The sequence below is a fragment of the Plebeiibacterium marinum genome (assembly GCF_026013615.1).
GTDB classification, from domain to species: domain Bacteria; phylum Bacteroidota; class Bacteroidia; order Bacteroidales; family Marinilabiliaceae; genus Saccharicrinis; species Saccharicrinis marinus_A.
In genome coordinates this window covers 21,111-43,725 of sequence record NZ_JAPDPI010000036.1, presented here as the reverse complement: position 1 = coordinate 43,725, position 22,615 = coordinate 21,111, and the positions used below count along the sequence as shown (strand labels likewise).

Below are 22,615 nucleotides of genomic sequence, written 5' to 3'. Positions count from 1 at the left end.
TTTATGGGGGATCAGAATTGTATATCTAAATCCCCCATAAACATTTAGCTTGTGTGGCAAGAAGTACTACAATAATAGCAACCATTTGCACGTGGGTAGTATTGTTTGGCTGCGCTAACAGCACCCTGGCACGAATAGAACTCCCCTAAGTAAATTCTGTTTTCTGCAGCAGGCATGTAACGACAACCTTCTTTGTGCACTTCATGATCACCATTTGATTGTTGGTTTTTGTTTACGTAATACTTGTACATAACATTTAAATTTTAAAAGATTAATTAATTATTTTGTCAGTACAAGATTAACGAGGTAGAGTGCAATGTATTTGCACTTGGAAAAATATTTTTGTTTTGCAAAGAAAGATTCATTAATTAAAATCGATTTCTATAGATATCGGAAAGTGGTCGCTATAGTTAGAGCGCCAGTTATTTAAAGTACTTTTGTTTTTAACATCTGGTTTGTATATGGTTGCCTTTGAACTTGGGATATTTTCTTGTAAGTTTTCTTTTACTAATATATGATCGATAATACTGTTCATGTTTTTGCTCATCCTTGTTGTTTGAAATGTTTCATCGACATAATCTTTGTAGCCTTTTAATTTCATATAATTGTATAGTGTTGGGAGGTAGACATTATTGCCTGTTTCGTCTTTTAAGTAAGGGTTATCGTTGAAGTCACCCAGGATTATGCGATCGTATTCGCGAGTGCTTATTCCATGTGCTTTTAGTTCTTCATTTAGGTTTTGTTCTACCATGATCATGGCAACAATATGGTTTTCGTCATTATCTTGTCCGGAAGCCAGATGGAGATTGACGATGAGGAAGTCTTCGTTTTTTACTTTGGGATTGGTTGCTTTGAAATAGCCAACTAAAGGTACTCTATCAAATATTGATTTTGCTCCAACTTTGAAATCATTTATATTCATTTCAAAGACTTTTGAAAGATGAGCACTATTCGTGTTGTAGATAAATGCATTTTGCATTTCAGTTTCTCTTTCTGTTGTATCTATTTTTGCCAGATAGTATTTCCAATCAGATCCTAAATAACTAATGATTTGATATAGTTCTTTAGAATAGGCTGTTTCGCTTTTAAATCCTGTTATACTTATTTCCTGAACTGCAACAATATCTAATGTTAACGTGTCTTTTATAAGAGCTGCTATCATTTGAAAATCGGATGAGGTCCGTGCAGGTAGTTGTTTTTTGATTTCAGGAAAACCTCTACCAGCAGATCCAAGGTGTTCTATATTCCAGGTTGCAATACGTAATGTTTGTTTTTGAGACCAGATTGTGGTGAAAGTTATTAGGAGTAGGATTGTTAATAGTGATTTCATTTTTATAATCCCTAAATTATTATTCTTTCTTCTTAAATTCACTTGGAGTCATACCTGTATATTTTTTGAAGAAGATATTAAATGCGGTTTTAGAATTAAAGCCACTTTCAAAGGCAATAGCAACGAATGAATAATCTTTGTATTTAGGTGATTTAATCAGTTTCATGGCATATTCAGTACGATACTCATTGACAAAAGTGTAAAAGTTCTTTTTAATATGCTCATTTAGAACCTGGGTTATATAATGTTTAGGAATTTGCGTTTCATCAGCAAGTTTGGCAAGGGATAATTCATTTTCTTGCCAGATTAGAGAATTGTTCATATAGTCAATTAACTTTTGCATATACTTCTCAGCTTGCTCATCTTTAAGTCCTGATTTAGTATATCTTTCTGAGTCTAGTTCTGAAGGTTTTTTATTTAAGTTGAGGTCGGGGGGAGCTACGTTTGAAGATAACTGATGTTGTCTAAATCCCCATATACTTACGATATAAACAAAAATAAGTAGGGAACCACTTCTGAATCTTTCTATATGTGTAATTAATCTACTTAAGTGATAAGTTGAACTTATATAAATGATTAAATTATATATAATAAAGAAAGAAACTATTAATACAACCAACCATCTTAAATTAATTTTGTTTGAGTAGAAAGAGTAGTAGCTTGTTGTTTTTGTTCGATAGATATAAATAATGATAAGTGCATACAGGCTGTAAAACCAAATTGAGAACTTAAAAACATATCCAATCCAGCTTAATGCTTTAAGTTTATCATCAAATGACTCAATGAGTGGAGTGTATAAGTCAATATCTTTAGGGATATATAATATGGCAATTCCGACCCCAATGATAAGAGGTGTAAAGTGAATTAAATCCGAGAGAATAAACTTCTTATATTCAGTAACTATATATTTTGTATATAGAAATAAAAATACAGGAAATGTAATGATAATATTTGCTGAGATAGGCCATAAATCAATAGTTATCTCATTACTTATTTTATAAACATTTAATGAAAATAATAAGGCTATCATAAAAAGCCAAAGGCCAAGTATTTTATTAGCTAATAGAGAAGGCTTTTTGAAATAAATAAGAAAAGCTGAAAAAACAGACTGCGCTAAGCCGATGTATATAATTGCATCATCCATTTTACAAATATATTATTTCTAGTTAAGAAATTTTAACTTATTGATTAATAAAAAAGGTCACTCAGTATTTTGAGAGACCTTTCTATTTGCTATCGAATGTTATTGAAAATTATTCTTCAACCTGGATTTTTGAATGAGAGGTAATTCCCCATTTTTGTTGCATTCTTTTTACAATATAAAATACAATAGGGACAATAATCATCGATAGAAACATCGATACTGTTAATCCTCCAATAAGAGTCCAACCAATACCATTTTTCCATTCTGCACCTTCACTTTGAGAAAATGCAAGAGGTAATAGTCCGATGATCATAGAAATATTAGTCATTAAAATAGGACGGAATCGCAGTTTAACTGCAGTTTCAATAGCATCAACCAGATTCTTACCTTCATTTAGTAATTCGTTGGCAAAATCAACAATCAAAATGGCATTTTTAGCAACCAAACCAACCAGCATTACAATACCTAAAATAGAAAAAATGTTTAACGTTTGATTTGCTAATGCTAAAGCCCAAATTGCACCGATTATTGATAATGGAATAGAAAACATCACAACAAAAGGATCGGCCCAACTATCATAAAGTACCACCATAATCAAGTAAACAGAAATAATAGCAGCTAAAAAAGCCAAGCCTAGGGATATGAACGATTCTGCCATCATTCTGGTTTGTTTTGATGTGGTTACTTTTGTACCTTCAGGAGCTTTAATTTCTTTTAATTTAGTTTCAAAGGCTGTTTGTACAGAAGCTTGAGAAACACCAATTATCTGGCTTGTTAATTGTGTTGATGGAACTCTGTTATATCTTTCTAATCTTGACGGACCGACACCTTCATTTATCTCAGCAAATTGAGATAGTTTAATTAATTCGTTAGTAGCTATTGAAGGGAAAACAATATTCTCGAGATCGCTTTTGTTTCTTCGATCAGCTGCATTCAATTGAATATTAATGTCATATTCTTTTGTGTCATCACGGAATTTATTATCGGTATTACCTGCAAATGATGTTCTTAATATACCTGCTACAGAAGCCAGATCTAAGCCTAATTTTGACATTTTGTCTCTATCAACATTGATCACATACTCAGGATTATTTTTATCAACACTCAATTCTGTTTCAATAGTACCATCAATAGAGGCCATGCATTCTTTAACTTGTTCTGCATATTGCATAACACTATCTACATCATATCCCACTACAAAATAACTTAATGGAACATCTTCGCTACCCATAATGTTAACTGAAACTGCTTTAATTTTCGCACCCATAATGGTTTCTTCCAACGTAGCTTTTGTTTGACGGGCAAAGACACTGGTTGAAACATTTCTTTCATTTTTATCCGTCATATAAACTGTTATTTCACTGAAATATGGAGTAGAAGTCGTGCTTATTGTACCTGATTTTTTACCTATAGTAGCATAAACCATTTTTACGTCTTTCTGATCCAATAAGTACTTTTCGATATTGCGAGTCACAGTGTTATTTTCATCAAGGCTAATATCGTGAGAGTATTCCATACGTAACATAAACACTCCCCTGTCTCCGGAAGATGCAAATTCACCACCAATATAACCAGCAGGAAATAGTAAAAAAGTTCCGAAAAAAGCAAGTAACGTGGCTATAAGCGTAATGGTTTTGTGTTTTAAAGACCAGTGCATGGCTATAACGACTCTTTTATTAATGCTTTCAATGGCATTTTCAAATCCGTTTAAGAACTTTCCGAAAATGTTATTTTTTGGAGTTGACAACTTTGCCCATTTTGAAGTCATCCAGGGAACTAGTGTGAACGAAACTAAAAGGCTGAACAACATTGATATAACGATTGTAACGGCATACTCCCTAAGTATATCTCCTACAATACCGGTTACAAAAGCAATAGGAAGGAATACAGCAACAAGTACTAATGTAATAGCAGTTACTGTCATACCTAATTCTTTAAGAGCATCAAATGAAGCCTGGACTTTATTTTTGCCCATCTCCATATGCCTATATATGTTTTCTATAACCACAATGGCATCATCAACTAATGAACCAACAACCAATGAAAGGGACGTTAAACTAATCAAATCAAAAGAGAAGTCTAACAAGTACATTGCTGTAAAAGTTGAAATTAAAGATGTGGGAATAGCCACTAACACAAAAATAGAGTTTCGTATGCTATGTAAGAAAAGAACCATAATTACCGAAACTAAAATAATGGCAATCATTAGGTCATGTTCTACGGCAGTAGCAGCTTGTAATGTAAATTTTGATTGATCCTCTGCAATTTGAAATTTAATGCCTTCAGTTGAAAATTGATTTTCAAGTTCAGCAAACTTAGTTTTTACTAAACGAATAACATCAACTGAATTCGCATCTTTTTGCTTGCTGATTTCAATTCCTATTGTTTCCAGGCCATTAATACGTGTAATTTTTTCTTTATCAGCAATACCATCATAAACATCAGCAATATTGCCCAGTTTAAGAATGGATCCTGATTTGTCAACTCCGACAATAATATTTTTTAACTGATCGATGGTTCTGATTTTTCCAGATAGACGAATTGTCATTTCATTTGTAGGCGTACGCAATTTTCCGGTAGGCAATTCCATATTTGCATACTGAATCATTTGGGTGACGTTTAGCAAATTCAGCTTATTGGCTTTAAGTTTTAAAGGATCAATCATAATTTTGATTTCTCTTTCAACCCCACCAACAAGACCAACGTTGGCAACCCCTTGTATACTTGCTAATTCCGGTTTGATTCGATCTTCGACAAATTGAAAGAAATCTTTATCGGAAAGTTTTGAATTTACTCCGGCAATAAATATAGGTAATGCACTAATATCAAATTTCTCAACAGAAGGAGCTTTTACTTCATTAGGTAGTGTATTTACAATACTATTTACTTTTTGAGTTACTTCCTGCACTGCAATGTTTACATCAGCATCAAAAGCTAAAGAAAGCGTAATTAAAGATAAATTTTCAATTGAAGAAGAAGTCATTTCCTCAATACCTTCCATTGAGGCCACTGCATCTTCAATAGGTACTGTGACTGATTGTTCTACATCTTTAGGACTGGCTCCAGGATATATGGTGCTAATCATAACAGTAGGAGAGGTAATTTCAGGAATAAGTGCGTATTTTATTTTTGCTGCAGAAAATAATCCCAGCAGAATTAAAATGGTAAACAGTACAATAGGTACTGTACCTCTTTTTATAGATGTACTTACTATTTTCATGCGTTTATATTATTCGTTTGTTGCATGGAACTCTCAAGAAAATTTATTATTCACTAAATTTCATTTTTCAGCGGTGTTCATGAATACGTTATATTTCATTCGCTTGTGTGAAAAATTAAATAATTAAATTTTACATGCTCGTTTCATCTCATTATAATTTTTATTTCCATAGGTATTCGATGGAACTCGCCTATAATGTCTTCTCTGTAAGAGAAAATTTTGACTTCGTCGATCTAACGATTCTCATGGCTCGTTTCATTCGTTTTAAATTTAGTGTGTAAAATCTATATTATAGATTCATTACTTTGACATTAGCCTTATCATAGATATTGTAATTACCTTCGATGACAATTGTATCTCCTTCTTTCAGCCCATTTACTATTTGAACCTGGTCATCAATAACATTTCCTGTGATAACTTTAGTTAAAATGGCTTTGTTATCTTTTACAATGAAGATATTAGCATCTTTTAAAGATCCGGCAATTGCTTTTCTTGGAATGAAATAATCAGATGCATCACCTAATAAATCAATTTTTGTTGTAACAAACATTCCTGCTTTTAATAAGCCATGTGTATTATTACTAATTTGAATTTCAGTACTAAAACTATTGCCATAGCCAGCTTTTTTTCCGATGTAAATGATTTTTCCGGTAAAATTTTGATCTGGGTATGTTGATGAAATGATGTCTACGGTTTTTCCTAATTCTACTTTTTTGTAATCACTTTCAGGTATCTCGATGTTTAATTTTAAGTTTTTAGAATCTATAATGTTACATACTACCGTTCCGTTCCCGATGAACTGTCCAATTTCAATGAAATCATTTTCAATATAGCCACTTACAGGAGACTTTATATTCGTATCATCTAATTGCTTTTTAGCAGCAATATATTGAGCTTTAACAGTCTCAAAGTTTAGTTTTATTTCTTCAAGCTGCTGACTGGTAACTGCATTTTCGTTAGCCAGTTTGGTAAATCTTTTAACTTCTTTTTCCAGTTGATCATAGCTTGCTTTTGTGGCATTCAGTTGCGCTTGTAGTAATTGGTCATCAACTTTTGCAATAACATCCCCGGCCGTAACATTATCTCCTTTTCGTTTGTAAATGTTTGTAATACGACCATTTGTTTCTGCTACTAAATTTAAATCAGTAAGAGATTTTAAAAAACCCGTAGTTTCAAATGAGGTTTTATACTGTTCCGGTTTAATGACAAGTGCTTTAACCGGATAGTATTTTCCTGTAATGTTGGCCAGCTCAGCAATTTCTTTGTTTGCTTCCTTATTTCCCTTTAGTTGAAAATACACCAGGAAGCATAATATTCCAATTGATGCAATATAAACAGATACTCTTATCATCTTTTTCATCTCATTATAATTTAAAATTTTTATTGTATTCGATGGAACTTCCTTACTATGCCTCTTCTGTTTGAGAAATATTTGACTTTTTTGATCTTTGGACTTTTATAGGTCGTTTCATCTCAGATATTTTTAAGTGATTTTATTATATAGTTAAATGAAGTCTTTCTCGACTTTGCAAATATTTTTTAGCGAACCCTAATTTTAGAATTCATGAAACTCTAAAATTCCTTCTGATTTTAGCAGGTCTACTTCAGCCTGCTTCATGGAAATAAAGTTTTGTACATAATTGATTTCTGCACTTCTTAAATCCTGCTCAGCAATTAACAGATCGGTTAAAGTAGATTGACCTTCATTGTATTTCAATTCTTCCTGATCTTTTATTTCTTTAGCCAAGTCAATGTTTTGTTGTTGTACAATACAGTTTTTAACACTGGTATTATATTGCATAAGTGCATTCATAAATTGCATTTTTAATCCACTTAGCGCATGTTCTTTTTGATCCTGGGTATTTAGAAGTTTCAGCTTTTCTGTTTTTACTTTAGCCTTGTTAGATAACCCAGAGAAAATTGGAATTGTAGCCGTAAAACCCACAACACTAACGCCAAACCAATCTTTGCTGCTATCAGTGAAATTAAACTCTTTTCGTTGTGCCTGATATGTATGACTGGCAAAGGCTGCGATGTATGGAAGTGCCTCAGCCCTGGTTTGCTTTATCTGCAATTTATTAAGTTCAATATTCTCATTTAAAAGTTTTATCTCAGTTAAATTTTCCAATTGAACATCATTGTTTGTTTTTTTAGATATTGTTAATTCATTGTTGCTGAATAATTGTGATATGTTTGTTGTATCGACTACTAATTCAGAATTAACGTCTAATCCGATAATGTATTTTAAATTATTTTCCTGAAGTTCAATTCCTGCTAAAACCTGATCTTTTTGCGTTTGCAGGTTGGCAAGGTTTAGGTCTATCCTGGTTAAGTTAGTTTTAAGCGCTAAACCACCTTCAACCAGATGTCTTGTTTTTGTTCTTGTTTGACCTAATGATTCAAGGTTGCTTTCAATAATCTCAAGATTTTTATAAATGGCCATTAAACTGTAATATTCATTTACCAGCAATTGAATCATTTCAATTTTAGCTTTCTCTTGTTGCAATGATCTAATTTCGGAAGCTTTTTTTACAACTTGAAGACCTCTTAAATAGTTTAATGAAAATAGTAATTGAGATAGTGAGGCTCCTGCATCTAAATTGTATTTAGTACCAAACGAAAGCTGTAAATCAGACCCTGGGGTTCCGGCCAGCTCACCAGGTAATATCATGGTTGGTAGCTTTAAGTAATCTTTGTACTCTACCGTTGATTCTATCTGTGGTAAACCATTACCACGGACTTCTTTGATTTTCTGATCACTTTTAAGCTTTTCCAGATTAGCCTTTTTGATTTCATAATTGTTCTGTTTCGCAAATTCCAGCATTTGCTTTAAATTCATTACATACTTTTCTTGTGCTGAGGTATTCAACAAAAGAAAAGAAAGTAGTAATTGAAAAAAGAAGATCTTTTTTATCATTTCGATTTATTTTTAATTATCTGAATGATCAAATGTATGAATTGGCTTTGGGTGAATTGTTTGAATAGAATCTCCCACATTAAAATAACGTCTTAATCAAAGCGATTGAGGTGTTCGTTTGGTGTAGGAGGCAGAAAAACAGGGAGGTAGAGACTGGTAGTGATGGGATGTTAGGCTAAATAAAGGTTGTTGTGTATTAGCAGAGTGATTTTATATGAACTCTAAAATGCTCTCTTGTTTTGGTTCAGATATACAAGAACTGGCAGAAGGAATTTTGTTTTAACGGACAGTTGTTTTCCGAACTTTATTTCTTTTGGGAGTATCTTTTTTTAAATTCACTTGGGGTCATGCCGGTTTGAGACTTAAAAAATGAATTAAATGTACTCTTTGAATTAAACCCGGCTTCATATCCAATAGCAACAAGAGAGAAGTTCTTAAATTCAGGATCTACAAGTAGATTTTTTGCTTCATTTACTCTGTATTCATTAATGAATTTGTAAAAATTCTTGCCCATGTTTTGGTTTAATAGTTGTGTTAAGCCAGAGCGAGATATGTTTAATATGGAAGCTAATTCGTCAATTGTTAAATCGCCTTTAGTATAAGGTTTTTGTTCCATCATTATTTCTTCTATCTTTTTTGTTATCTGATCGGTTTCTTTCTTGTTTAATTTATGTGTGTTTTTTTCTTCAGTAGGTTGGTGTTGCGTATTTGTGTGGTTAAATTTCTGATTAAATAAGGCTGGTTGATTATAACCGTAAAAGCCAATCAGGTAAGATAGTATTGTGAATGAAATAGTAATGATTCCTAAAGGGTTAAAAGCTATATTTATTATTTTAAATAAAAGCAATGATGAATAAGTAAACATTAAGGTGTACCCAATTACCATTAGTACAACGATGACCTTAATCCAATTTAGAGAATTCTTAAATGAGTGATAGGAAAATACAGATTTGAGGTTCTTTTGGTATGAATAAATTTCTTTTAAGCTTAAGATTAGGTATGTTAAAAGTGTTATAAATAAAGCAATACCCATAAGAAATGTGATGGTGGAATTGCTATAAGAATTTATTTTATCACTATATTTTATTGAAGCCAGGTTGTATACAAAGAAGATCCAAACAAACAAGAATACAGTAAATGGTATAAAGTGTAATAGATCCGCAATGTTTAGAGTGTAGTTTTTTGATTTGATTGCTTTTATAAACAGATATATAAGCGGACCAATGGTAAATTGAAAGACTGGGAATTGATATTGAATGATATTATAAATATCAAGGATATAAAAAATAAACTCTAATGATATAATCAATAACAGTAAAGACAAATAGATTTTCTCCGGGCCAGAAGTTTTTTTTGATGCAATCATTAAGGCAGAAAAGAAAGCCTGAACAGATCCTATAAATAGTATGGGTAGAAAAATTGACATTTGTATTTAATGTGTTTTTAAGTTGCAAAGTAACATTTTTCACTGAATGGTTTAGCACAATGTTATTTTCTATATGTAAATTACCTTTTTTATTATTGACATATAGCAACTTTTATCATACTAAATATCTTAATTATTTATTGGGTAAAGGTGATTTGTTTACAAATAAATGTTAATAACTTACATTAAATGGCAAAAAAACATCACTTTTAGTATTTTAATATTAATAAATGTTAATGCTTGTATAGTGCAGAGATACAATTGCCTACATGATGCGAACATGGATATTTGTACTAGGTGAACGTGCATTTCCTGTGGGAAATATTATCAGAATACAATTCACTGCTTTCATTTTTAAGTTTGTAATGTTGATTTAGATAATAACAGTTAAAGCTGTTAAAAATTTTAAAAGAATGAATACAAATTTTAGTGTAGAACCCTTAATTGTTAATTAAATTTCACGTTATGAAAAAAATGTCAATTGGTTGTTTTCTTTTTGTGTTATCCATTTTTCTTTTAAGTGGAGTAAATGCGCAGGAACAAAACGACTCAACTAAAGTCTCAAGTGTTAGCGCAAGTTCTAAAGAAGAAAAGAACAGAAATGTAATGCTAAACGCTGAAAGTGCTAATTCTCCAAGAGATGTAAATATAGGTTTGCCATTTCAAGGTGATATCGTAATTCTTGAAAATGATGTACCTGTGGTTTATTATTTTTATCCTACTTTCCCAACATCTGCATGGAGAGTAGATAATAGTTTATCTCGAATTGGATTACTTTCCTTTGAAGAGGGAGCGTTATTGTACGGAAAAGTAGGATTTGCAGTATCTAGCTATGATCGTGATTTTTCCAGAAAGTTTAAAGGCTTTGCTTCTTCATCAATTAATAGCATGGGAAGTTCTAGTTTTGATGTGACTCTTACGGGGCCTTTGAAAAATGGTTGGGGATATATGGCAAGTTTCTATCAGTTTAATGATAGAGCTAATGGCGCTAATTATCAATATTCATCATGGTCATCAAGAACCTCTATGGCTAAGTTATCTATACAAAAAAAGTATAAAAAAGGTAGTGTTAAATTACTTTATAAATATGTTGATGATAATAAGCCTGCAGTATCTTCATATAACCCATTATTATATATGGGTGATGGAGAGACCAAAGCATTGGATAATTTTAGTTTAGGTAAGGATTCGTATTTGCCCGGTAGTGGTATAATCCCGACAGTTGATCGTTATCAAAATACTGTAATGGCCGATTTGAATTCTGATGAATTTTCAAGAACTGAGTCTCATAATATATATCTTGTTGGAGATCATGAGTTTGATAATGGATGGAAATTAAATTATTCCGGAATATATCAAAAAATGAATTCTCCATTATCTATTGTTTTCCCATTAAGTTTAAGTATTCTAAATGTCGCTGAACAAAATGCGAACGGGAGACACTTCTATAAGTTAGGAACTACTAATGAATATACAGGTAAGTATGTACAGTCAATGTATAGTCAAATGTCTCCTCAATCTGACTGTGAAATGTATACAGTAAGAGCTGAAATGACAAAAAAAATAAAAAATCATGATTTACGCTTTGGAACAACAGTTCAAATGTTCCACCGTGCATATGATGTGCTTACAGGTAGCTGGAGAATGACAGTAGAGGCAAATCCTACTATTGTAACGACAACAGCAGGAAGTGATGATCCAATGTATAATCCTTATGCATATGGCTCTTATGCTGATGATAAGTGGGAAAAACAGGCTCTTTATGCATCGGATGATTTTAAAGTAGGTTCAAGGTTAGATCTAAGTATTGGAGCTCGTTTAGAACATCAAGATTTTACTACGTATAGCGATCCATATAAGAATTTTGAAGGATTAGAAGATAAAGAACTACTGAAATACAAGGCTAAAAATAAATGGAACAAAGTAGCTTATGGGAAATTTGTTTATAAATTAACTAATCATTTTGGATTATTAGGAGATGTATGCTATAACGTAGATAACAAAACTACCTGGGATTATCCTTACCGGGATGAAAACGGAGCTTCAATAGATGAAAATGGATATACAGCCGGTTTTCATATTACGTCAACAGGATTGGTTGTTGGTCACCCAAGGGCAACAAAGCCTAAGGATTATGAAATCTCTGTATTGAAATCAAGTGGAGGTGTATACTTGAACATTGGTAAAAAATTGAACTTGGTTTCTAAACTAACTTATATCGAAAAAAATAATATTCTTGGTTCTGCTACATTGGATGATCCTACTTCAATGATGGGGGTGCGTGCTGATTTTGGACCTGAGTTTTACAATATACAAACTATGGGGTGGTCAACAGATATTATGTCAGAACCATTCAAAAATTTTAGTATTCATTACTTGTTGACATTGCAAAAACCAGAGTATAAAGATTATTCAGTAAGCGGATTTGGACAAACTTATGATTATAGCGATAATATTATACCAAGCTTGTCACAGGTATTAATGGAAATAGACCCAAGTTATACATTTGGAAAAGGCAAATACAAGGCATGGGTAAGTTTACGCTACTTTGGTAAACAGTATGCTAATGAAACAAATGCATTTACATATAATCCATGGTGGGAGAATTTTGGTGGATTCGATTATTACGTAAGTAGGAACTTAACCTTTAAATTGCAGGTTGTTAATTTCTTAGATCAGGCAGGTGTAAAGGGAAAAATAGAAGGTGCTGCTCAAATACAGAAAGAAGATATTGGCGATTATATAGGAAAGCCAATTGTGGCTAGTGCTATTAGACCAAGAACAATAGAATTAAAAGTCAATTACAAGTTTTAGTAGAATATCAAACATTTAAATGAAAAAGTGATGAAAAAGGTAAGTAAAGTATTATTGGGTTTAGTATTGATGCTTGTTGCGATTTCTGTTAACGCACAGGCAGCTGAAGGAGAATTCTTTGTTGGAAAGTGGAATGTTATCGTTGAAGGTACACCACAAGGAGATTCAAATATGGAAGTTCGTGTTGAGAAACAAGATGGGAAAATAGTTTGCTTAATGCAATCGGATGCAGGCGGTGAATTTAAACCAGTTGAGCGACTTGAGATTACAGATACTGAACTGACTGCTTATTGGACTGCAGGTGGGTATAACGTTTATTTATTTCTTGAAAAAGTAGAAGATAATAAAGTAGAAGGCTCTTTGATGGATATGTTTGATGCAACTGGAGAAAGAGTTGTTGAAGAATAATACTATTCACAATGTATGAGAAGGAATTGTTATAAATTCCTTCTCATTATAAAGTTTATTTAATAGATACATCTTATAAACCAAATCGTTACGTGCTAATCTTAACATTATAATTTTCTTTAATTCTCATTCAAAATGAAATTTACATTTTTATTTGTATTCTTATTATTTGGAATTAATATTTATGCAACCGACTTTAAAACTTCCAAACCGAAAGATATTGCTCTTGCTCCTATCCAAAATAATGTACGAAACGTATTGGATTTATCTGGAATGTGGAAGTTTAAAAAAGATTCGGCTAATATTGGTGAACAACAAGCCTATTATAATGGCTTAACAAATTGTCGTACAATATCAGTACCTGGTAGTTGGAATGCACAATTTGATGATATGCGAGACTACCTCGATTGGGTATGGTATGAAACAGATACTTATATTCCTTCAAGTTGGAAGGATCAAAATATATTTATAAGAGTAAATGATGCCACATATTCAGCTAAGATATGGATAAATGGAAAACCTGTTGGTTATCATGAAGGATGTCATGTTCCATTTGCATTCGATATTGCTAATGTAATAAAGTGGGATCAATCAAATAAAATTGTTATTAAAGTTGAAAATCAACTATCACCCTCAAGAGTTCCAACAGGTAATGTTAAAGGTGGTTCACTTGCAAGTAACCCTGCTGCCAATTACGATTTCTTTCCTTATTCAGGCTTAAACAGATCTGTTGTTCTTTATTCCTTACCCAAAACATATATTCAGGATATTACTGTTAAACCCAATTATGAAGGAACTACCGGTTTACTAGATGTTATAGTAGAAACCAAAGGAAAAGCAACAAAAGCAACCGTGACTATATCTGGTCAGGGAAAAGAAATTACAGTACCAGTTAAAATACAAAATAACAAAGGCATTGCCAAGGTAAAAATACCCAATGTTCGTTTGTGGTGTCCTGAAGATCCTTACTTATACATGCTGTCCGTTAGTTTGGGTGAAAAAAGTAATCCAAAAGATATATATTCATTGAAAACAGGCGTTAGGACTGTAAGTACCAATGCAAAACAAATTTTATTAAATGGTAAACCTGTTTATTTAAAAGGTTTTGGTCGACACGAAGATTTTCCGGTGTTAGGTCGTTCAAGTTCAAATTCTTTAATAGTTAAGGATTTTGAATTGATGAAATGGACTGGTGCTAATTCATTTAGGACTGCCCATTATCCGTATGATGAAGAAAATTATAATTTGGCAGATAGAGAAGGATTTATGATTATTGGAGAAACTCCAGGAGTAGGATTGTATTTTAGTGGAGATTCTGCGGAATTAAAGGCCAGACAAACAATTATGAAGCAATATATTGAAGAGATGTATCTAAGGGATAAAAATCATCCTTCAGTTATAATGTGGTGTGTAGCTAATGAACCAAATGATAAAGTGGCATTGGGTCAAATGAGTGCAAGTAGTAAAGAGGATAAGGCCAAGGCTGAAGCAGAGTTTGAAAAATTATTTACTCAAATCAGAAGTTTAGATGACACCAGGTTAATTATGTACGTAGGAGTGATGATGGGGCCAATAAATTGGTTTAAGCTAACTGATGTTATAGCTATTAACCGGTATTGGGGATGGTATACTTCACCAGGTAGTATCGAACAAGGAGCAAATACATTAAGCAAAGAGTTGGATAGATTATATCGCAAGTTTAAAAAGCCGTGTATGGTTACTGAGTTTGGGGCAGATACTTATGCCGGATTCAATGCCGTTACCCCTGAAATGTTTACAGAAGAGTATCAAAAAGAATTTATTAAAGCATATCTGGATGTTGCCGACTCAAAAGATTTTGTAACAGGTATGCATGTGTGGAATTTTGCTGATTTTAAAACAAGTCAGTCTATGATTCGATTTGGGGGATATAACTTAAAAGGTGTTTTTACACGTGATAGAAGACCTAAAATGGCTGCCCATTATTTAAGGTCTGTTTGGAAAGGGCAATAATAAGCTTAATTTAAGATTTAATGAATTTAAATATATAGCCTTGTTTGTTGCGTTTATATTAGGATAATCAAATGAGTACGTTATGAAAAATATAGAGCGAATAGTATTAATTCTTTTTAGTGTATCTGTGCTAACATCTTCATGTAAGGAGAAAGAAGAAATAAAAAAAGATCAGATTATTACCTTGTTAATGGAAAAAATGTCCATTGAAGATAAAATAGCACAATTAAATTTGGTTACTCCAACCTCTAAAACAGGGCCATTTGCTACAAAAAATGTTTATGAAAAATTAAAGGATGGCTCAGCCGGTAATATCTATTCAGTAATGGGATCTCCTAAGTCAGTACATAGAAAGTATACTTATGTAGATAGTACATCACATAAAATCCCTTTTATGTTTGGCCTGGATATTATTCATGGGTATAAAACTGTTTTCCCAATTCCTTTAGCATTGTCCTGTTCATGGGATACTTCTTTAATACGAAAAACGGCCAGGGTAGCTGCTGTTGAAGCCACTTCGTATGGATATAACTGGACTTTTTCACCGATGGTTGATTTAACCAGAGATCCGCGTTGGGGCAGGGTGATGGAAGGTTCAGGTGAAGATCCCTATTTAGGTAGTTTAATAGCCGCTGCTATGGTAAAGGGGTATCAGGGTGATGATTTAACCTCGCCAACCTCGTTAATGGCCTGTGTTAAGCACTTTGGAATGTACGGTGCCTCAGAAGCCGGTAGGGATTATAACACTACTGACATGAGCAGGTTAAATATGTATCAAAATTACTTACCACCATACAAAGCTGCTATTGAAGCCGGAGCAGGAAGTATAATGACTTCTTTTAATGATATTGATGGAGTACCGGCTACAGTAAATAAATGGTTGTTAACTGATCTATTACGAAAAGAATGGGGGTTTGATGGTTTTGTAGTTACTGATTATAATTGTATTCAAGAATTACTTCCTCATGGTGTTGCAGCAGATATTCAGGAGGCTGCAATCAAGTCACTAAAGGCTGGTGTTGATATGGATATGGCAAGTGAATCCATGGCTGCGACTTTAACAAAATCATTGGAAGAAGGTAAAATTTCTGAACGAGATATTGATATAGCTTGTAGAAGAGTTTTAGATGCAAAATATAAACTGGGTCTTTTTGATGATCCTTATAGGGGGTATGATCCGGAAAGACCAAAAATAGATATATTATCTGATGAGAATAAAGCAATAGCTAAAGAAGCTGCTTTGAAATCAATGGTTCTTTTAAAAAATGAGAATGATATTTTACCATTAAAAAAGGATTGTAAGATTGCACTTATAGGACCTCATGTAACTGATCAATTTGAAATGTTTAGTATGTGGTCTTTTATGGGAGATGGAAGTAGTGTAACCAGCATTTATGAAGGAATTAAAAAGCAGAATCCGAATATTGAAGTAGCCAAAGGGACACAAGTGACTGATGATAAGATGATACTTAATCGACAAAATGGATTTTTTGATATAGAAAAACAAGAAGAGTTAGAAAAAGAAGCGATTGAAAAAGCTAATAAAGCAGATGTAATTGTTGCAGTGCTTGGGGAATCGCGAAATATGTCAGGCGAAGCTAAGAGTATGACAAACATTTCACTACCAGATTGCCAACGCAAGTTGCTTAGAAAGTTGAAGGCTACAGGAAAACCAGTTGTTTTATTATTGACGCATGGTCGCCCTTTAACCATTCAGGAAGACCTCCCATATGCAGATGCTATTTTTGCAAGCTGGAGGCTGGGAACAGAAGCCGGGAATGCTATTGCTGATATCTTGTTTGGAAACTATAATCCTTCAGGTAAATTGACAATGACTTTCCCACGTAATGTAGGACAGATTCCAATCTATTACAATCACAAAAATACAGGACGTCCTTTTACAGAACCTGATCAGAACGATAAGAAAAAACGAAGAGGTGGGTTGAAATTCCAATCTTATTATTTAGACCAAGTGAATACTCCATTATTTCCATTTGGATATGGTTTAAGTTATACCAGTTTTGAATATGGTGAAATCAAATTAAGTGATACTTTGCTTGTTGGTAAAAAGCAAACATTGCTGGCAAAAATTACCATTACAAATACAGGTAAATATGCCGGAGAAGAAACCGTACAATTATATATAAATGATCCGGTAGCCGAAGTTACCCGACCGGTTAAAGAATTGAAACAATTTCAAAAAGTTTTTTTACAACCGGAAGAATCAAAGGAACTTACTTTTAATATAAGTACTGAGGATTTAAAGTTTTATAACTCTGAGCTAAAGTGGGATTGGGAGTCAGGAGATTTTAATGTTTATGTTGGTACTAATTCAGAGGAAGTGAAAGCTGCAAGTTTCACATGGAATAAAAGAAACTAATTTATAACACTATAATTATGAAATACACTGTATTAGCATTATTGCTCATAGCAAGTTTAGTTAGCTGTAAACAAGAAGAGGATCCTTTTGCTCACGATATTCAAACTGCAAAGGTTACCGGAGGTATTGTAAAGGGTAAAACACGAAGGGGAGTTACAGTGTTTAAAGGTATACCTTATGCAGCTCCTCCGGTTGGAGATTTACGTTGGAAAGCTCCACAGCCAGTTATTCCATGGCAAGATACCTTAGTGGCTGAAAAATTTGGTCCTGCCCCCGTACAGGAAAAAACTATTGCAACCAAATATTTCCAGAATGCAACAATGAGTGAGGATTGCCTTTATTTAAATGTTTGGTCTGGGGCTAAGGAGCCACAAGAAAAGTTGCCGGTTATGGTTTGGATTCATGGAGGAGGTTTTGTAGGGGGAGCAACGAGTATTCCAGCCTATTTTGGAACTCCATTTGCCAAAAGAGGTATAGTGTACGTAAGCTTTGGCTACAGGGTTGGAGCAATGGGCTTTTTGGCTCATCCTGAATTGAGTAAAGAGAGTGGAAAAGGATCTGGATGTTATGGAATTCAGGATCAAATAGCAGGACTGGAGTGGGTAAAGGAAAATATCTCAAAATTTGGGGGAGATCCAAATAATGTAACGATTTTTGGTGAATCAGCCGGCGGTTTTTCCGTTAGCATGTTATCTGCTATACCTGAAGCAAAAGGACTTTTTCATCGTATGATATGCCAAAGTGGTGCCTATATGTCTCCTCTTATGTATGATAACGAGGCTGGACTTTTAAATATATCTTTGGAAAAAGCAGAAAAATTTGGAGAAGAATTAATGGCCAAATTTGATGCATATAAATTAGATGATATTCGTTCAATAAGTGCAGAGTCCATACAAGATTCAATGCCTGACTTTTATTCTTTTTCTACCTGGCCTACTGCAGATGGGGGAACAATTAGAGGTGATTCATATGAGCTTTATAAACAAGGAAAGTTCAATGATGTACCCATGATGATTGGATTTAATTCTGATGAAGGAAATTTCTTTTTAAGACCTCATGAAAGAGTTTCAGCTGAAGATTTTAATGACTTTGTTAATAATAGATACGAGATTGCATCGGAAAAGATTTTGGAGGCTTATCCACATTCAACAGAGGATGAAACTTTTAAATCTCAAAAGGATCTATTGAGGGATGCTTATTTCGGGTGGCCAACCTGGGCAAGTGCTAATTTGCATTCGCAAAAAAGCAAGTATGGAACATATGTATATTATTTTGATTATAATAATAATCCTGAACTATATCCAGATGGATGTGATCATGGTGCTGAAGTCCCATTTGTATTACAGTTTCCTATGGGAATAAATATGGGTAAACTAACTGATACAGATAAGTTAATGATGGATCAAATTAGTACCTATTGGATTAATTTTGCAAAAAATGGTAATCCAAATGGTGAAGGTTTACAGAATTGGCCAACATATGATAGTGATAACCAAAAAGTACTACTCATTCATGAAAATTCTAAAGAAATCACTTTTCCACATATCGAAAAGATGAAAGCATATGATGAGTATTTTAGTTGGAGAAGAGAACAAAACAAATCCAGAAAATAAAAGGAAGTCAAATTATAGAAGATATATAAAAGTTAAAAGTAATTAATTGAATTTAATAAGGAGATTTAAAAACAGGAATATGAATCAGTTAAAATATTTCATTGGAATCATATCATGTATGTTGTTGTGCAAGGTGTCAATTGCCCAACAACACGATTGGGAAAATGAACAGGTAATTGGCATAAATAAAGAGGAGGGGCATGCTTTTTATATTCCATATGGAAATGCAGAGCAAGCATTAACTAATTATCCTGAAGCATCTCCTTATTATGTTTCATTAAATGGAACCTGGAAGTTTAATTGGGTAAAACATCCGGATTTAGCACCATCAAATTTTTATAATCCCGATGTAGATGTTAGTTATTGGGATAATATTAAAGTGCCGTCGAATTGGGAAGTAGAAGGCTATGGCATACCCAATTATACCAATAGTACTTATGCTTTTACCAATGGATTTGATGTTCATCCTCCTTTGGTAATGGAAGATCATTATCCTAAAGAATATACAAAAAACGACTTGCCTAACCCAGTTGGTTCTTATAGACGAGAATTTGATGTACCTGAAAATTGGGATGGCAGAGAAGTGTTTATTCACTTTGGAGGCGTTCAAAGTGCTATGTATGTTTGGGTAAACGGACAAAAGGTTGGTTATAGCGAAGGTAGTATGACACCTGCAGAATTTAATGTTACCAAGTATTTAAAACCGGGAAAAAATACTTTGGCTGTTAAAGTATTTCGATGGAGCGATGGTAGCTATCTCGAAGGGCAGGACTATTGGTTATTATCCGGTATATACAGGGATGTATTTTTGTTTTCAGTGCCCAAAACCCATCTGTGGGATTATTTCTTGCAGGCTGACTTGTCTGATGATTACAAGCAGGCAACGCTTCATTCAAAATTAGAGTTTCGTAATTTTGGCAGCAAAGGAACTTACCAGCTCGAAGCGCTTTTAGTTGAAAAAGGTGCTTCTATTGATAAAGCAAAAAAATTATATAACCTGCCTGTAAATAAGGTTTCAAAAAAAGGCTTGTCTGTTGACATGAAAACTAATGTTGACGGCATTAAATTGTGGTCGGCAGAAGAACCAAACCTTTATGACGTGCTATTTGTACTAAAGGCTCCTAGTGGGAATATTGCTGAAGTAATCCGCACCAATTTTGGGTTCAGGGATATTGAAATTAAAGACCAGCAACTGTTCGTAAATGGCAAGAGCATTTACTTTAAAGGAGCCAACCGTTGTGAAACCAATCCATATGGGGGCCGGGTTATGAACAAGGAGCTTATGTTAAAGGATATTCAACTGATGAAACAGATGAATATGAATACCGTGCGTACATCCCATTATCCTAATCATCCCATATGGTATGAGTTATGCGATGAATATGGGTTGTATGTAGTTGCCGAGGCTAATGTTGAGTCTCACGGAATGGCTCGTAATCCAGAGGATAGATTAGGAAATACAATCAGCTGGCAAAAAGCACACGTGGATAGAAACGTTCGCTCAGTAGAAAGAGATAAAAACCATCCATCAATTATAATGTGGTCAATGGGAAATGAAGCCGGTAGTGGCCAGAATTTTGCAGCCGCATATAAAGCTATCAAAGAAATCGACCAGGAAAGGCCTGTGCATTATGAAGGAGATAGCGAGAATGCTGATGTTGAGTCGGGAATGTACAAAACAATGGGCTCTTTGAAGCGATTAGGAAAATCCAAAGATCCAAAGCCATTTTTCCTTTGTGAGTATGCTCATGCTATGGGAAATGGACCCGGATCAGTTAGAGAGTATTGTAAGATGTTCGAAAAATACCCCAGGTTAATTGGAGGTTGTATATGGGATTGGGTTGATCAGGGTATTGTCAGGTCTGTACCGGGTAATCCATCAGAAACATATTTTGCTTATGGTGGAGATTATGGCGATCGCCCAACACGTTGGAACTTCTTAATGAATGGTTTAACTACGTCAGACAGGCAGGTAACTTCCAAGATGCTACATGTAAAGCATGTGTATCAATACATTAAAATAAAACCTATCGATATATTACAAGGGAAAATTGAAGTTGAGAATACATATCAGTTTATTAATCTGAATAAGTTTAATTTATCATGGGAATTGACTTGCGATGGAAGAGCTATTCAGTCAGGTAGTATCGGGCAGTTAGATATCAAAGCCGGAGATAAGGCAGAGGTGGCAATACCTTTTACTAAGCCTGAATTAAGCGCCGGAGCAGAATATTTTCTGAATATCTCATTTACATTAGCAAATGATGAAAAGTGGGCTCATAAAGGTTATGAAATGGCTGATGAACAGTTTTCTGTCGCTTATGAAAAAGTACCAGCAGAAGAGATGAGTCTAGAGGGCGTTGGTGCAATTTCATTCAATGATAAAGATGATGTTGTAACTATAAATGGAAAACTGTTTTCGGTTACATTTAATAAAAGCGTTGGTGTAATTACTGATTATACTTATGGCGCAACAGAACTGATAAAAACAAAACCTGAAGCTATTTATGGTGTAAAACAGGAGTCACCGGTGGTTTATACTGACACAATTACCCAAGAAGAGGTAGCAGGCCCACAGTTGAACCTTTACCGTGCCCCAACCGACAACGACCTTTCAAATGGCAGGGGGCTTGGTGTATCGTGGTTAAAGTTACAATTGGACAGACAGTTGCCATATGTTCACTCTTTTAATGTTGAACAGATAAGTAAACAGAATGTTGAAGTAAAAACATCTGTGAATTATATAACACCGGCAGGCTATTCCACAAAAACAGAAACTATTTATTCTGTGTTTGCAAATGGAGTAATAAAGGTGAAAGCTGTAGTTACTCCTGATGCTGAAAACGGTTTGCAAATATTGCCCCGTATTGGCCATATACTTCAAATGCCAAAAGACTTTGAAATGGTTGAGTACTTTGGAGCAGGCCCTTTTGAAAGCTATAGCGACCGTATTGAAGGAGCCTTTATTGGTCATTATAAGAGCACTGTAACTGATATGGTGGAACATTATGCAAGGCCTCAGGAAATGGGTAACCGTAGCGAAGTCAGATGGTTTACCGTTACCAATAGAGATGGTGTTGGTTTGCAGTTTGTGGCAGATAGCACTTATATAAATTTCAGTGCTTTACATTATACCCCTGTAGATTTACACAGAGCAAATTATGCGTATGAGTTAAGTCAAAGGAATGAAACTATCATTACGATAGATGCAGCCCATCATGGATTAGGGAGTGCTTCATGCGGGCCAGGTGCTTTGCGCCCTTACTATTTAGAAACAAAACCTGTCGAAATATCATATGAATTAAGACCCTTTGATGTCCGTATGGGAGAAAAAGAGAATCTCGGTAGGTTAAAAATTCAGTAATAAAAAC

The 22,615-nt window shown here is 33.9% G+C and carries 13 protein-coding genes; 6 read left to right on the top strand and 7 right to left on the bottom strand.

Translation table 11 applies throughout. The features are described 5' to 3' along the window. Positions 1 to 44: 44 nt before the first annotated feature. The 7 genes from OM074_RS15570 to OM074_RS15540 form a co-directional block, all read right to left on the bottom strand. A complete protein-coding gene (locus tag OM074_RS15570; protein ID WP_301201088.1) occupies positions 45 to 251 on the bottom strand; it encodes a hypothetical protein in 207 nt (68 codons plus the stop codon). A 113-nt stretch (positions 252 to 364) separates the two neighbouring features. Beyond that, positions 365 to 1,330, bottom strand: a complete 966-nt coding sequence (locus OM074_RS15565; protein ID WP_301201086.1) for an endonuclease/exonuclease/phosphatase family protein — start codon at positions 1,328 to 1,330, stop codon at positions 365 to 367. Between the two features lie 19 nt (positions 1,331 to 1,349). Next, positions 1,350 to 2,474, bottom strand: a complete 1,125-nt coding sequence (locus OM074_RS15560) for a helix-turn-helix domain-containing protein (protein ID WP_301201084.1) — start codon at positions 2,472 to 2,474, stop codon at positions 1,350 to 1,352. A gap of 109 nt (positions 2,475 to 2,583) precedes the next feature. Continuing rightward, a complete protein-coding gene (locus OM074_RS15555; RefSeq protein ID WP_301201082.1) occupies positions 2,584 to 5,694 on the bottom strand; it encodes an efflux RND transporter permease subunit in 3,111 nt (1,036 codons plus the stop codon). Positions 5,695 to 5,983: 289 nt separating this feature from the next. Then, the gene (locus OM074_RS15550) at positions 5,984 to 7,054 is read right to left on the bottom strand and encodes an efflux RND transporter periplasmic adaptor subunit (protein WP_301201080.1); all 1,071 of its coding nucleotides are present in this window, start codon (positions 7,052 to 7,054) and stop codon (positions 5,984 to 5,986) included. 195 nt (positions 7,055 to 7,249) lie between these two features. Beyond that, positions 7,250 to 8,611, bottom strand: coding sequence for a TolC family protein (locus tag OM074_RS15545; protein ID WP_301201079.1), 1,362 nt, complete (start codon positions 8,609 to 8,611; stop codon positions 7,250 to 7,252). A 304-nt stretch (positions 8,612 to 8,915) separates the two neighbouring features. Next, on the bottom strand, positions 8,916 to 10,037 hold the full coding sequence (locus tag OM074_RS15540; RefSeq protein ID WP_301201078.1) for a helix-turn-helix domain-containing protein: 1,122 nt from the start codon (positions 10,035 to 10,037) through the stop codon (positions 8,916 to 8,918). Between the two features lie 465 nt (positions 10,038 to 10,502). On the opposite strand from OM074_RS15540, the gene OM074_RS15535 reads away from it, so the two are divergent. The 6 genes from OM074_RS15535 to lacZ all read left to right on the top strand — a co-directional run bounded on the left by OM074_RS15535 (position 10,503) and on the right by lacZ (position 22,608). Continuing rightward, positions 10,503 to 12,851, top strand: a complete 2,349-nt coding sequence (locus OM074_RS15535; protein ID WP_301201076.1) for a TonB-dependent receptor — start codon at positions 10,503 to 10,505, stop codon at positions 12,849 to 12,851. Positions 12,852 to 12,881: 30 nt separating this feature from the next. Continuing rightward, positions 12,882 to 13,259: a hypothetical protein gene (locus OM074_RS15530; protein ID WP_301201074.1), complete on the top strand. Its 378-nt coding sequence runs from the start codon at positions 12,882 to 12,884 to the stop codon at positions 13,257 to 13,259. A gap of 135 nt (positions 13,260 to 13,394) precedes the next feature. Further along, a complete protein-coding gene (uidA, locus tag OM074_RS15525) occupies positions 13,395 to 15,251 on the top strand; it encodes a beta-glucuronidase (protein WP_301201072.1) in 1,857 nt (618 codons plus the stop codon). An 82-nt stretch (positions 15,252 to 15,333) separates the two neighbouring features. Continuing rightward, a complete protein-coding gene (gene bglX, locus OM074_RS15520) occupies positions 15,334 to 17,631 on the top strand; it encodes a beta-glucosidase BglX (RefSeq protein WP_301201071.1) in 2,298 nt (765 codons plus the stop codon). A 17-nt stretch (positions 17,632 to 17,648) separates the two neighbouring features. Then, positions 17,649 to 19,244, top strand: a complete 1,596-nt coding sequence (locus tag OM074_RS15515) for a carboxylesterase/lipase family protein (RefSeq protein ID WP_301201069.1) — start codon at positions 17,649 to 17,651, stop codon at positions 19,242 to 19,244. 79 nt (positions 19,245 to 19,323) lie between these two features. Further along, positions 19,324 to 22,608: a beta-galactosidase, LacZ type gene (lacZ, locus tag OM074_RS15510; RefSeq protein WP_301201067.1), complete on the top strand. Its 3,285-nt coding sequence runs from the start codon at positions 19,324 to 19,326 to the stop codon at positions 22,606 to 22,608. Positions 22,609 to 22,615 lie beyond the last annotated feature (7 nt).